General features: G+C 40.9%; 13 protein-coding genes, 1 rRNA gene and 1 riboswitch. Of the genes, 1 reads left to right on the top strand and 13 read right to left on the bottom strand.

Annotated elements, in window-relative coordinates; translation table 11 throughout:
* Positions 1-325: 325 nt before the first annotated feature.
* The 12 genes from purH to ACIQZG_RS10700 form a co-directional block, all read right to left on the bottom strand.
* Positions 326-1852 (bottom strand): bifunctional phosphoribosylaminoimidazolecarboxamide formyltransferase/IMP cyclohydrolase, encoded by a 1527-nt coding sequence (purH, locus tag ACIQZG_RS10755; protein WP_402755183.1) that lies wholly within the window; start codon positions 1850-1852, stop codon positions 326-328.
* Positions 1853-2086: 234 nt separating this feature from the next.
* A complete protein-coding gene (gene purN / locus ACIQZG_RS10750; RefSeq protein WP_402755182.1) occupies positions 2087-2656 on the bottom strand; it encodes a phosphoribosylglycinamide formyltransferase in 570 nt (189 codons plus the stop codon).
* The gene (gene purM, locus ACIQZG_RS10745) at positions 2656-3711 is read right to left on the bottom strand and encodes a phosphoribosylformylglycinamidine cyclo-ligase (RefSeq protein WP_402755181.1); all 1056 of its coding nucleotides are present in this window, start codon (positions 3709-3711) and stop codon (positions 2656-2658) included. The genes purN and purM overlap by 1 nt, the downstream gene beginning before the upstream one ends.
* A 119-nt stretch (positions 3712-3830) precedes the next feature.
* Positions 3831-5255 (bottom strand): amidophosphoribosyltransferase, encoded by a 1425-nt coding sequence (purF, locus tag ACIQZG_RS10740; protein WP_402755180.1) that lies wholly within the window; start codon positions 5253-5255, stop codon positions 3831-3833.
* A complete protein-coding gene (gene purL, locus ACIQZG_RS10735) occupies positions 5231-7465 on the bottom strand; it encodes a phosphoribosylformylglycinamidine synthase subunit PurL (RefSeq protein ID WP_402755179.1) in 2235 nt (744 codons plus the stop codon). Before purL ends, purF begins: the two co-directional genes overlap by 25 nt.
* Positions 7452-8135, bottom strand: coding sequence for a phosphoribosylformylglycinamidine synthase subunit PurQ (gene purQ / locus ACIQZG_RS10730; protein ID WP_402755178.1), 684 nt, complete (start codon positions 8133-8135; stop codon positions 7452-7454). The genes purL and purQ overlap by 14 nt, the downstream gene beginning before the upstream one ends.
* A 2-nt stretch (positions 8136-8137) precedes the next feature.
* A complete protein-coding gene (gene purS, locus ACIQZG_RS10725) occupies positions 8138-8386 on the bottom strand; it encodes a phosphoribosylformylglycinamidine synthase subunit PurS (protein ID WP_402755177.1) in 249 nt (82 codons plus the stop codon).
* Between the two features lie 2 nt (positions 8387-8388).
* On the bottom strand, positions 8389-9099 hold the full coding sequence (gene purC, locus ACIQZG_RS10720; protein WP_402755176.1) for a phosphoribosylaminoimidazolesuccinocarboxamide synthase: 711 nt from the start codon (positions 9097-9099) through the stop codon (positions 8389-8391).
* Positions 9100-9226: 127 nt separating this feature from the next.
* Complete coding sequence (gene purB, locus ACIQZG_RS10715) at positions 9227-10522, bottom strand: adenylosuccinate lyase (RefSeq protein ID WP_402755175.1); 1296 nt, start codon at positions 10520-10522, stop codon at positions 9227-9229.
* Between the two features lie 13 nt (positions 10523-10535).
* Positions 10536-11660 (bottom strand): 5-(carboxyamino)imidazole ribonucleotide synthase, encoded by a 1125-nt coding sequence (gene purK / locus ACIQZG_RS10710; RefSeq protein WP_402755174.1) that lies wholly within the window; start codon positions 11658-11660, stop codon positions 10536-10538.
* Positions 11657-12145 (bottom strand): 5-(carboxyamino)imidazole ribonucleotide mutase, encoded by a 489-nt coding sequence (gene purE / locus ACIQZG_RS10705; RefSeq protein WP_402755173.1) that lies wholly within the window; start codon positions 12143-12145, stop codon positions 11657-11659. Before purE ends, purK begins: the two co-directional genes overlap by 4 nt.
* A gap of 215 nt (positions 12146-12360) precedes the next feature.
* A riboswitch (purine riboswitch) is annotated at positions 12361-12459 on the bottom strand.
* A 93-nt stretch (positions 12460-12552) separates the two neighbouring features.
* On the bottom strand, positions 12553-12747 hold the full coding sequence (locus ACIQZG_RS10700; RefSeq protein WP_402755172.1) for an NETI motif-containing protein: 195 nt from the start codon (positions 12745-12747) through the stop codon (positions 12553-12555).
* Positions 12748-13087: 340 nt separating this feature from the next.
* On the opposite strand from ACIQZG_RS10700, the gene ACIQZG_RS10695 reads away from it, so the two are divergent.
* Positions 13088-13246 carry a hypothetical protein gene (locus tag ACIQZG_RS10695; protein ID WP_402755171.1) on the top strand — a complete coding sequence of 53 codons (159 nt, stop codon included), beginning with the start codon at positions 13088-13090 and terminating at the stop codon, positions 13244-13246.
* Positions 13247-13694: 448 nt separating this feature from the next.
* On the opposite strand, the gene rrf is transcribed toward ACIQZG_RS10695, so the two are convergent.
* Positions 13695-13785 (bottom strand): 5S ribosomal RNA (gene rrf, locus ACIQZG_RS10690); the annotation flags it as partial.

Raw genomic sequence — 13785 nt, 5'->3', positions numbered from 1 at the left:
ATGTACCACCATCTCGGTTAAAGTGTCTGTATATTGTTGGTTCATCACCATAATCTGATTTCCGTTTCGGCTGGGCGCTTTCCGGGGGGCGTCTGATGAGCCGCTTCACTCGCAAGCTCGCTCCAGGGTCTCGGGCCAACATGATGTTGGTCACGAAGGCGTTGTCACACGATGTGACGTTTTTAGCCTTCGTTCCTTTATTGTAATCCCGCAGGAGTCGCTCAGCCTCCACTCCAATCAATGAGCATTCTAATATTGGTATGCTTTTAACTAAATGTCATCCCGACTTTTAGTGATGAGTCATTTTGCTGATTATTTTTCTAAATTAATGTTTGAAATGACGTACGCCTGTAAATACCATAGCGATGCCGTATTCATTTGCTTTATCGATAGAGTCTTGGTCTTTAATAGAACCGCCTGGTTGGATAATTGCTGTAATTCCTGCTGCTGCAGCCGCTTCTACAGTATCGCCCATTGGGAAGAATGCGTCAGATGCAAGCGCTGCACCTTTTGCTTTTTCACCAGCTTGTTCGAACGCAATTTTCGCTGCGCCAACACGGTTCATTTGACCAGCGCCAACGCCTAAAGTCATTTGTGCATCCGTTACAACGATAGCATTAGATTTCACATGTTTTACAACTGACCAGCCAAGTTGTAATGCTTCCCACTCTTGTTCAGTTGGTTCACGGTCTGTTACTACTTTAATATCTGCATTTGCAAATCCGTATCGGTCCGGCTCTTGTACAAGTAAGCCACCTTCAACAGATACAACATTGAATTTATCTTGTTTTTCTTGCTCAAATGGAATTGTTAATAAGCGAATATTTTTCTTTTGCGTTAAAATATCAAGTGCTTCTTGAGTGAATGATGGCGCAATAATAATTTCTAAGAATATATGGCTTAATTTTTCAGCTGTTGCTGCATCTACTTCCATGTTTAGCGCGATAATACCACCGAAAATTGATGTTGGATCTGCTGCATATGCTTTATCAAACGCTTCTTCTAACGTAACACCTGTCCCAACACCGCAAGGATTCATATGTTTCACAGCGACTGCTGCTGGCATTTCGAATTCCTTTACGATTTGAAGTGCTGCGTTACCATCTTGGATGTTATTGTATGATAATTCTTTACCATGTAATTGTGTTGCATAAGCTAAAGAGAAATCAGAACCAAGACGTTTTTGGTAGAACGCTGCTTTTTGGTGAGGGTTTTCACCGTAACGAAGATTTTGTTTTAGCTCATAAGTAAGCGTTAGGCTTTCTGGGAACTCTTCTTCTGTTAAGTGGTTAGAGATATATGAATCATAAGCTGCTGTATGACGGAATACTTTTGCAGCTAGTTTTTTACGTGTTTCAAGAGTTGTTGCACCATCTGCTTTTAACTCCTCTAAAACTTTTGCATAGTCATTCGAGTCAACGATAACTGTTACGTATTGGTGGTTTTTTGCTGCTGAACGTAGCATTGTAGGTCCACCGATATCGATATTTTCGATTGCATCGTCCCATGTAACATTAGGCTTTGAAATTGTTTCAACGAACGGGTAAAGGTTTACACATACGATTTCGATTGGCTCAATACCATGCTCGTTCATTTGAGCTTGATGACTTGCGTCGTCAAATTTCCCTAGCAATCCACCATGAATCATTGGGTTTAATGTTTTCACACGACCATCTAAGATTTCTGGGAACTTTGTTACTTCGTCAACAGCTGTTACTGCTACATTGTTGTCTTGTAGCATTTTTTTCGTACCGCCAGTTGATAAAATTTCATAACCTAATGCGACTAATTCCTTCGCAAATTCTAAAATACCTGCTTTATCTGAAACACTGATTAATGCACGTTTTGTCACAACAAAATCCTCCTAATTTGTCTCTTTGGAATGTTTGATTGAATAGGGATAGGTCGTTGTTGAGCGGGTTATCCTTCATGTTGAGCGACTTCCACTCATTGTTGAGCGATTTGCCCCTCATGTTGAGCGACTTCCACTCATTGTTGAGCGATTTGCCCCTCATATTGAGCGACCCACCATCCATGTTGAGCGACCTTCCCCCTATATTGAGCGACCTATCCATTTCAATCTTAATTATTTCAATAGTTGCTTCAATGCTGCTGTATATAATGAATGTTCTTCTTTATGAATCGCCGTTTCTGTCGCCACGCGGTCACCAACAACAACTGGTACAGCAGCCTGTGCGATAATTGGCCCCGTGTCCATGCCTTCATCGACAAAGTGAACTGTTACGCCGGTTACTTTGACACCGTGATCCATCGCTTGTCCAATAGCATCTTTGCCAGGGAAAGACGGTAATAATGAAGGATGAATATTGACGATACGCTGCGGATAAGCCGCTAACAACACTTCGCCAATTAAGCGCATGTAGCCAGCAAGAACTACCCACTCCACGCCACACTCGCGTAATGCTTCAATAATAGCAGTCTCGTAAGCTGCTTTTGATGCAAACTCTTTCGGACTTAACGCTAAAACCGGTATACCAAAGTTTTCAGCACGTGCTATCACGAAAGCGCCAGGCTTATCTGTGACAACAAGCTCGACTTTCGCATGTAACTCGCCTCGCTCAATCGCTTCTTGAATCGCTTGAAAATTACTGCCGCTGCCTGAAGCGAATACGGCAATTTTGGTTGGTGCAGTCATTACACTAAGCTCCCATCATGTGAGCCGTTAAATACAACACCTTCACCTTTCACAACGCGACCGATTTTATAAACTTTTTCGCCGTTTGCTTCAGCTGTAGCAATTACTTTGTCCGCTTCTGCTGCTGGTACAGCGATAACGAATCCAATCCCCATGTTAAAGACATTATAAAGATCTTTATCTTCTAATTGCCCTTTTTCTTTTAAGAATTCGAAAATACGAAGTACTGGCCAAGAACCTAGATCGATTTCAGTTGCTAATCCTGCTGGCATCATACGTGGTAGGTTTTCATAGAAACCGCCCCCAGTTACGTGTGCGCAACCATGAACGTCAGCTGCTTTTAATGCTGCAAGTACTGGCTTTGCGTATAATTTGGTTGGCGTTAGAAGTGCTTCACCAATTGGACCTAAATCCTCGAAGCCATCTACAACCGCATCTACTGCATAACCGTTATCAGCGAAGACAATTTTACGTACCAATGAATAACCGTTTGAATGCACACCACTTGATGCAAGACCTACAAGCACGTCACCTTCTACGATTTTTTCACCTGTCACGATTGCTGATTTTTCACAAGCGCCTACTGCAAAGCCTGCTAAATCGTACTCATCTTCTTCATAAAGACCTGGCATTTCAGCTGTTTCGCCACCAATTAAAGCTGCGCCTGATTGTACACAACCATCTGCAACACCTTTAACGATTTGCTCAATTTTCGCCGGTTCTGCCTTGCCTAGTGCTACGTAATCTAGAAAGTAAAGTGGTTCTGCACCTTGTGCTACGATATCATTGACACACATAGCGACACAGTCAACACCGATTGTATCGTGTTTATCTACCATAAATGCTAGTTTTAATTTTGTCCCAACACCATCAGTACCTGAAATAAGAACAGGTTCTTTTAGATTTAGTTCTGACAAGTCAAACATACCACCAAAGCCACCGAACGTACCCATCACACCTAGACGGTTTGTACGCTCAACGTGAGACTTCATTCGTTTAACGGCTTCATAGCCTGCTTCAATATTTACACCTGCTTGTTCATATGCTTTTGACATGCAGAGTTCCTCCTTATAATGAAATTCACCTTGGCTTGAGATTTTGCATCATGCTAACACGATACAAAATCTACGACAGTTACCAGAGGCTCATTAAGATTTTCCGCTAGTGAATAATCTTAACGTAGTAGTTCTTTTTCGTGCGGTAAGATCGTATCTGGGAAAATTTCAGTTGGATATTTACTTGTGAAACATGCTAAGCAAAGTCCACGATTCTCGTCATCATATGGACGTGCGATTGTCTCGACCATGCCCTCCACAGAAAGGAAAGTCAATGAATCAGCACCGATTGCATCACGGATTTCTTCGACACTATGACTAGAAGCAATAAGCTCCTCATGTGTAGAAGTGTCAATACCGTAATAACAAGGATCTGTCATTGGTGGTGAAGAAATCACAACATGCACTTCTGCTGCGCCCGCATCTTTTAACATGTTAACGATACGACGAGAAGTAGTACCACGTACAATCGAATCATCGACCATAATAACGCGCTTATCTTTTACAACTTGGACAACTGGTGAAAGTTTCATCTTCACGCCGCGCTCACGTAATTCCTGCGTCGGCTGAATAAACGTACGACCTACATAACGGTTTTTAATTAAGCCTAGCTCGTAAGGAATTCCACTTTCTTCAGCAAATCCAATAGCAGCAGAAATACTTGAATCAGGTACCCCTGTTACAACATCCGCTTCAATATGTGCACATTCACGAGCAAGTTGTTTACCCATGCGTTTACGCGCCATATGTACATTAATTCCGTCAATGTCAGAATCTGGACGTGCTAAGTACACATATTCCATCGCGCACATCGCACGATTTGCCATATCTGCAAAACGATCAGACTTTACGCCTTCATCGTTAATAATTAATAACTCACCTGGTTCAACAGAACGAACAAACTCAGCACCGATTAAATCAAAGGCACAAGTTTCAGAAGCTACGACCCAGCCATCACCTAACTTACCAAGTGATAGTGGACGTAAACCATGTGGATCACGTGCCACAAGCATTTCATCCTTCGTCATAATTAAGAACGAGTATGCACCTTTTAATAGTGAAAGGGCATTTTTCACCTTCGCACGGAATGGCGAATGTGAACTTTTCTTAATTAAATGCGCAAGCACTTCTGTATCCGAGCTAGAGTGAAAAATACTACCTTGGCGCTCTAGATATTGTTTTAAGTGATTAGCATTGACTAAGTTACCGTTGTGGGCAACAGAAAGGCTACCTGTTGATGAGTGGAATAAAAGCGGTTGCACATTTTCAATGCCTCCACCACCAGCTGTTGTATAGCGTACATGGGCAATTGCCGCTTTGCCGTTAACAGCTTTTAGTTTATCCTCATTAAACACATCATTTACTAGACCTTCGCCTTTAACCGCGCGAAGGTGCTGACCGTCAGTTACGACGATACCAGCTCCTTCTTGTCCACGGTGTTGAAGAGCATGTAACCCGTAATAACTAAGGTGTGCTGGACTTGGGTTACCCCAAATACCAAACACCCCACATTCTTCGTTTAAGCCTCTGAGTTCAGCAAGCATGGGATTGCTCCTTTCCAATTAGAACGGAATTCCTCCACTGTACCCTCTACAAGCACACCGTTGTCACCGTTGATTTTAACAAGCGCATCGTTAGTTACGACACCGATTTTTTGTGCATCTTTAACAGTCTCTAAAAATGCAGCTGCATTTTCTTCTTTAACTGTTACAACAAAACGAGATTGTGTTTCACTAAATAAAGCAGTAACAGCCGAGCCAGCTAATGTTACATCAACGCCTAAACCGTTTGCACCAAATGTTTTTTCAGCAATGGCTACTGCTAGTCCACCCTCTGCTACGTCATGAGCAGAAGCTACAAGTCCAGCTTTAATTGCTGTTAATAAATCATTTTGACGAGCCGCTTCAACTGCTAAGTCGATAGCCGGAGCTTTACCAGAAATCACACCACCATTTAGTAATTTTTGAAGCTCTGATCCACCAAACTCAGTTTTTGTATCACCGATTACGAATACTACGTCGCCAGCTGATTTCACGTCTTGCGTTGTTACGTGCGTTAAGTCTTCTACTAGACCAACCATACCAATTGTTGGCGTTGGGTAAACCGCTTCACCAGAACGTTCATTGTAAAGAGAAACGTTACCACCAATAACTGGTGCATTTAGCGCTGTACAAGCTGCTGCGATACCATCTGCTGATTTTTGGATTTGCCAAAAGATTTCTGGTTTCTCTGGGTTACCGAAGTTTAAGCAGTCTGTAATTGCAAGTGGCGTACCACCAGTAGCAACGATGTTACGAGCCGCTTCAGCTACTGCAATTGCACCACCCACTTCTGGGTCAAGGTAGATATAGCGAGAATTACAGTCAGTAGTCATCGCAAGGCCTTTGTTTGTACCACGTACACGAATAACAGCAGCATCAGAACCTGGTGCAACAACTGTTGACGTACGTACTTGGTAATCGTATTGATCGTAAACCCACTCTTTTGACGCGATTGTTGGCGCTTGAAGAAGTGCATTTAACGTTTCTTTGTAGTCTGTTAAAGCTGGTTCAGCATTTTCCATCGCTTGAAATTCAGCGTAGTAAGTTGGTTCAGCAGATGGCTTATGGTAAACTGGTGCATCTTCTGCAAGAGCGTCAGCTGGTACGTTAGCTACTACTTCACCGTTGTGTACTAGGCGTAGCATTTTGTCGTCAGTTACAACACCGATTGCTACTGCATCTAAATCATATTTATCGAAAATCGCTTTGATTTCATCTTCGCGACCTGCTTTTACAACGATTAACATACGCTCTTGAGATTCAGAAAGCATCATTTCATAAGCAGTCATGCCTGTTTCGCGTTGAGGTACTAAATCTAAGTTCATCTCAACACCAGTACCTGCTTTAGAAGCCATCTCTGCTGAAGATGATGTAAGACCTGCAGCACCCATGTCTTGAATACCAACTAATGCATCTGATTTCACTACTTCTAGACATGCTTCAAGAAGTAGTTTTTCCATAAATGGGTCACCAACTTGTACTGCTGAACGACTTTCTTCTGAGTCATCTGATAGTTCCTCAGAAGAGAATGTTGCTCCGTGAATACCATCACGACCTGTTTTAGCACCAACGTACATTACTGTGTTGCCCACACCCGCTGCTACACCTTTTTGGATATCTTTATGGTCGATTAAACCTACACACATTGCATTTACTAATGGATTTCCTTCATAGCAAGGGTCGAATTGAATTTCGCCACCTACAGTTGGAATACCAATACAGTTACCATAGCCAGCGATACCAGCTACTACTTCTTCAAATAAGTATTTACCACGTGCTGATTTTAACTCACCAAAGCGAAGTGAGTTCAGCATTGCGATTGGACGAGCACCCATAGAGAATACGTCACGGATGATACCGCCAACACCTGTTGCAGCACCTTGGTAAGGCTCGATTGCCGATGGGTGATTATGTGATTCCATTTTGAATACAACGGCTTGCTCGTCACCGATGTCTACAATCCCAGCACCTTCGCCAGGACCTTGTAATACTTGAGGACCTTTAGTTGGGAATTTGCGTAACACTGGTTTAGAGTTTTTGTAAGAGCAATGCTCCGACCACATTACTGAGAAAAGACCTGTCTCTGTCCAGTTTGGTAGACGACCTAAAATACCTTCTACCATTGCGAATTCTTCGTCTGACATACCCATTCCAGCGTATAGCTTTTCTTCTTTAATTTGCTCTGCTGTTGGCTCAAACTTAGTTGTTGACATGATTTTCCCTCCACTGCTTTACAATTGATTTAAATACGGCAAGACCGTCTGCTCCACCAACAAGTGCGTCTACTGCACGCTCTGGGTGAGGCATCATACCTAGCACATTTCCGCGCTCGTTCACAATCCCTGCGATATCTTCTAAAGAACCGTTTGGATTTTCACCTGAGTATGTAAACACGATTTGATTATTGTCTTTTAATTTTTGTAATGTTTCCTCGTCACAGTAGTAATTTCCTTCACCGTGTGCGATTGGGATATCAATTACTTGGCCTTGCTGATATTGATTTGTGAATAAAGTATTGTTGTTTTCAACTTTAAGTTGTACTGTACGGCACATGAATTTTAAGTTTTGGTTACGTAGTAAAGCACCTGGCAGCAAACCTGCTTCCGTTAAAATCTGGAATCCATTACATACACCTAATACTGGCTTACCAGCATCCGCTGCTTTTTTTACTTCAGACATAATGTTTGATTGGTTTGCCATTGCACCACAGCGAAGGTAATCACCATAAGAGAAACCTCCTGGTACTAGAATTCCATCAAAACTACTTAAATCTGTTTGAGAATGCCAGACATATTCTACTTCTTCACCTAGTTCATCTTTAATGGCATGATACATATCGATGTCACAGTTTGACCCAGGGAATACTAGTACTGCGAATTTCATGATTAGTTAGCCTCCTCGACTTCGTAACGGTAATCTTCAATGACAACGTTCGTTAATACTTTTTCACACATTTCTTTTACTAGTGTGTCAACGTCACGAGCTGAGTCAGCAATTGTTAATTCTAAGTATTTCCCGATACGCAAGTCTTCAACTTCACCGTATCCCATTTTTGTTAATGAACCTTTTACTGCTGAACCTTGTGGGTCTAAAATGCTCTCACGTAATGTTACGTAAATTTTTACTTTTTTCATTTTTATTTGCCTCCGAGTCTAGTAAGAATAATAGTATAAACTTCAGTTAAATTACCGAGGTCACGACGAAAGACGTCCTTATCCAGCTTTTGCTTCGTGTTCGCATCCCATAGTCTGCAAGTATCTGGTGAAATCTCATCTGCCAGTAATACCGTTCCATCCGTGTCACGACCAAACTCTAACTTAAAGTCTATTAACGTTACACCTACATCTGAGAAGATTGGTTGCAGTACTTTGTTAACAGCGATTGCGCCGTCATAGATTGCTGTTACTTCATCCGGTGTTGCAAGGTCTAGTACATCAATATGCTCCGTCGTAATGAACGGATCGCCTAGCTCGTCGTCTTTATAGTAAAACTCAACGATTGGGCGCTTTAAAGGTGTGCCTTCTTCAAAACCAAGGCGTTTCGCCAAACTACCAGCCGCAATGTTACGAACTACGACTTCAATTGGAATAATGTCGACCATTTTCACAAGTTGTTCTGTATCAGACAATTGTTTTATGAAATGTGACGCAATTCCGTTAGCTTGTAATTTTTCGAAAATTAACGAGGTAATACGGTTATTTAACACGCCTTTTCCGACTATTTCCTCTTTTTTCTCACCGTTAAATGCTGTTGCACTATCCTTATATTCAACTAGGAGGACATTTGGCTCCTCAGTCGCATACAATTTTTTTGCTTTACCTTCATACAAAAGTTGATCTTTATTCATTTCGTCATTCCCCCATATTTTCAAATACACCTTGGCGTATTTATGTGCGGATATTGAATCGTGCACGCACGATCCAATACCCATCACATCCGTCAAGGCACTAACGTTATTCAATCTAATGACTGAATTAATTTAATCCAAGACGTTCAAAAATCATGTCTACATGTTGTAAGTGGTAGTTATAGTCAAAGCAATCATCTAGCTCTTCCTTCGTTAAGAATGATGTGATTTTTTCACTCGCATCAACTAATGTTCGGAATTGTACTTGCTCGTCCCACGCCTGCATCGCCAATGGTTGTACTGTGTCATACGCTTCCTCACGAGCTAAACCTTTATCGATTAGAGCAAGTAAAATGCGTTGAGAGTAAATTAGCCCAAATGTGCGACCCATATTACGTTTCATGTTTTCAGGGAATACTGTTAAGTTTTTCACGATATTGCTGAAGCGATTTAACATGTAATTCAATGTAATTGTCGCATCTGGTAAAATCACGCGCTCTGCAGATGAATGTGAAATATCACGCTCATGCCATAACGCTACATTTTCATAAGCTGTCACCATATAACCACGCATTAAACGTGACAGACCAACCATGTTTTCAGAACCGATTGGATTACGTTTATGTGGCATTGCAGATGATCCTTTTTGCCCTTTTGCAAAGGCTTCTTCTACTTCTCTTGTTTCTGATTTTTGCAAACCGCGAATCTCGGTTGCGAACTTTTCAATTGATGTTGCTACTAAAGTTAAGGCACCTAAATACTGTGCATGACGATCACGTTGCAAAGTTTGTGTTGAAATAGGTGAAGCTGCAAGCCCAAGCTTGTCGCATACATATTGCTCTACGCGTGGGTCAATATTTGCATATGTCCCAACAGCACCAGACATTTTACCAGTTTCAATTACTTTAGCTGCTGCCTCAAAACGTTCAAGGTTACGCTTCATTTCTTCATACCATAACCCTAGTTTCAAACCGAAAGTCGTTGGCTCTGCGTGCACACCGTGTGTACGGCCCATCATTACCGTATGTTTATGTTCTTTGGCTTTCGCCGCAATAATATCAATAAAGTTCACAATATCTTTTCGTAAAATATCATTTGCTTGTTTTATCAAATAAGAAAGGGCTGTATCGACAACGTCTGTTGAAGTTAAACCGTAATGTACCCATTTACGTTCCTCACCAAGGGTTTCAGAAACGGCACGTGTAAAAGCTACTACGTCATGTCTTGTTTCTTTCTCAATTTCTAAAATACGATCAACATCAAATGAAGCATTTTCACGAATTTTCGCTACATCTTCTTTTGGAATGTCACCAATCTCTGCCCAAGCTTCACATGCTAAAATCTCTACCTCTAACCAAGCTTGGTATTTGTTTTGCTCTGTCCAAATTGCTCCCATTTCGGGTCTTGTGTAACGTTCGATCATCGCGTATCTCCTTCTATTCTGACCAGATGCCAGAATGTTCGATTTCTTGTAAAGTATGTTCCAAATCTTTTGTCATAATCGTTACATGGCCCATCTTACGGTTTACCTTAGCTTCAGCTTTGCCGTAAAGATGTAAAGACCAATCAGGATATTTTGCAATTGAATTACTAAGTTGCATTACGTGCTGCCCTAGGACATTCACCATGATTGATGGTGCCCATAGCTGTGGTTTGCGCAATGGCCAACCACAAACAGCTCGAATGTGTTGATGGAATTGTGATACGTTACATGCTTCTATTGAATAGTGGCCTGAATTATGTGGTCTTGGTGCTAACTCATTAATGACAATGTCACCATTTTCTAAGACGAACATCTCCACTGCTAGTGTACCCACAAGATCTAAATAATCAGCAATTTTCATTGCTTCACGTTCAGCAGTCTGTGCTGTCGCCTCCAGGATGCGGGCCGGTACAATCGTTTCATGTAAAATATGATGTACATGAATATTTTCGCCAACTGGTTGGCAATAGGACTCACCTTCCCCATTACGTTGTACAATAACTGAAACTTCCTTCACAAAAGGAACAAAGCCTTCTGCAATACATTGTGAATGTGTGAAAAGCTCTTCAGCCATTGGAAGGTCAGCCGCTGATTTTAATAGTTGCTGTCCTTTACCGTCATAGCCACCTCTTGCTGTTTTCACAATACATGGATAACCGATTGTTTCAATATTTTCTACTAGCTCTGCATATGTACTAGCTACAACATATGGCGCAACTGGGCAACCAGCCTCTACAATCGCCGCTTTTTCTATCACACGATCTTGTGTAATACGTACTAATTCAGCCCCTTGTGGTACATACGCCATCTCTGTTAAACGTTTTAAGCCTTCATAATCAATATTTTCAAATTCGTACGTGATAACATCACTTACTTCTGCAAGCTCTTCTAACGCTGCTTCATCATCGTATGGAGCGAGGATGCGAATGTCTGCTATCTGACCACATGGTGAATCCATTGCTGGCTCAAGTACAGCAATTTTAAGTCCTGCCTCTTTTGCCGCGAGTGCCATCATACGTCCAAGCTGCCCACCACCGATAATACCTATCGTTTGACCGGGATAAATAATCTTTGTCACACTAGGTCACCTGTGCTTTCTAATACTTGCTGCTTTGTCGCTTCGCGTTGAGCATCTAGTTTGTTAGCAAGCTCTGAATCTGTTGTCGACAAAATTTGCGCTGCAAGCAAACCTGCATTTGTAGCACCTGCTTTTCCAATTGCAACAGTTGCTACTGGTACACCACCTGGCATCTGTACAATGGATAGTAATGAATCAAGACCGTTAAGTGCGCGAGATTGCACTGGCACTCCTATAACAGGCAATGTTGTTTTTGCTGCCACCATTCCTGGTAAATGCGCTGCACCACCTGCACCTGCAATAATTACTTGAATACCACGTTCACGCGCTGCTTCTGCATATTCAAACATTAAGTCAGGTGTACGATGCGCAGACACTACCTTTTTCTCGTATGGTACTTGTAATTCATCTAAAATATCACAAGCATGTTTCATTGTTTCCCAGTCACTCGAACTACCCATAATGACACCGATTTTCGGATTCATGAATTGTCGCTCCTTTTAAACGATAGAAAAATGATCGATTGTTGTGCAAGCCACTATTATTTATTCAATAGCCACCGCATTATTTACTTTTTCGCACAAAAAAATCCTCAAATAAACTACTCTCTACAGTACACGTGAAAGCAGCTTACTTAAGGACACTAGATGAAAAGAATATGCAGATTTACACATCTGTAATCACACCTTCCCGTAACATGCCAAAAGTTGCTTTCCCGCATAGTCCAGCATTTACGGTGCCGGGTAGAGACACTAGAGCCAATCCTCTAGCATATATGGGGGATTTAATTGTTTTTCCTTATCACATTTTAACAATTGAATACACTATCGTCAATGCTAAAATGCGAACGTTTTATTTTCACTAAATGACATCGTTCGGTTTTCGGTCATATCTATTCGAAATCTTGACATAACATTGCTTTAAATTGTATTTTTTGACGTAAATACGTTGGTTCTCCATTTACGATATGAAAGACAGGCTCTTCCTTTCTCCCCATCGCAATATAACCATCTTTTTGCATTCGTGCCAAACATTCCTCTATAGTTTCATTTTCTTCTACTTCATACAAAATTTGCTTTTTTCCCAAATTGCCCTTCCTTCCACTTCTCATATCGTTTATAGATTTCCTCACTTAAACCCAATTATACATTGTTATCCTTAATAAGGAAGGTAAGATTTTATAACAATTATTTATATACTACTAACTACAAATAAAAAGTCGATACATTTTATTAATGAGGTGAAAAATGAAAATTAATATCGTTAAAGGAAATAAAAACTTCTTTAACGCCCCTACTCTGATAGCTTCGAAAAAGAACCTACAACAAATACAGTACCATGCACAAAAAGATAACTTAACAATTAGACAACAACATAATACATATCTTATCGAGAGCTTAATAAAATAACTTGAAAGTATCCAAGAAATGAAAAGTAATTTAACTAAACGCACCGTTGATAATGGCGGCGATATTACAGCAATTAAGGAGCAACTAAAAGAACTTGAAAAGCAGGTTGCCGAAATTGACGTACAGATTGCAGAACAACAGATAGTTGAACAGAAAAAACCAAATAGAGACAAATAAGTCGCTGAAAAACACTCAGCAACTCCTATTGAGGATTTATTAGCAAAAACTGCACTTTTAGATCAAAATAAAACGTTACACATAACTAACAATGCATTAAAACGTGAACAGAATCATCTAGAAAGTGAAGTTAATTTAGAGGCCAATCGCGGTGTATTTATTGAACGTAAATATGAAAAGCTTTCTAATCTAGAAAAACAAATTCAACACACACAGAATGCAATAGCTGCTGAAAAATTTAGAGAATCCTAATAATACAGCGTTAGAGGATCAATCGAGGACATAGCAAAAGAAAAACAAGAAAACACTGAGGATGAGTATTATTAATAACTCTTTCAGGAAATTCTCTATTGCAATAACTTTTATGTATAATCTAGGCCGAAAAGTATCTCATTATATAAAATTCGCATAAAAAAACAGCCAACAAATAGTTGACTGTTTTCAATGTGCCTAGCGACGTCCTACTCTCACAGGGGGAAGCCCCCAACTACCATCGGCGCTAAAGAGCTTAACTTCCGTGTTCGGTATGGGAACGGGTG

Origin of the sequence: Lysinibacillus sp. NPDC096418 (assembly GCF_044762775.1) — a bacterium.
Classification (GTDB): domain Bacteria; phylum Bacillota; class Bacilli; order Bacillales_A; family Planococcaceae; genus Lysinibacillus.
This window is presented reverse-complemented; position numbering and strand designations above follow the sequence as displayed.

Coding starts and splice junctions, on each gene's coding strand:
- purN (WP_402755182.1), bottom strand. CDS start 2,656: ATGACTGCACCAACCAAAATTGCCGTATTCGCTTCAGGCAGCGGCAGT.
- purM (WP_402755181.1), bottom strand. CDS start 3,711: ATGTCAAAAGCATATGAACAAGCAGGTGTAAATATTGAAGCAGGCTAT.
- purF (WP_402755180.1), bottom strand. CDS start 5,255: ATGCTTGCTGAACTCAGAGGCTTAAACGAAGAATGTGGGGTGTTTGGT.
- purL (WP_402755179.1), bottom strand. CDS start 7,465: ATGTCAACAACTAAGTTTGAGCCAACAGCAGAGCAAATTAAAGAAGAA.
- purQ (WP_402755178.1), bottom strand. CDS start 8,135: ATGAAATTCGCAGTACTAGTATTCCCTGGGTCAAACTGTGACATCGAT.
- purS (WP_402755177.1), bottom strand. CDS start 8,386: ATGAAAAAAGTAAAAATTTACGTAACATTACGTGAGAGCATTTTAGAC.
- purC (WP_402755176.1), bottom strand. CDS start 9,099: ATGAATAAAGATCAACTTTTGTATGAAGGTAAAGCAAAAAAATTGTAT.
- purB (WP_402755175.1), bottom strand. CDS start 10,522: ATGATCGAACGTTACACAAGACCCGAAATGGGAGCAATTTGGACAGAG.
- purE (WP_402755173.1), bottom strand. CDS start 12,145: ATGAATCCGAAAATCGGTGTCATTATGGGTAGTTCGAGTGACTGGGAA.
- ACIQZG_RS10695 (WP_402755171.1), top strand. CDS start 13,088: ATGAAAAGTAATTTAACTAAACGCACCGTTGATAATGGCGGCGATATT.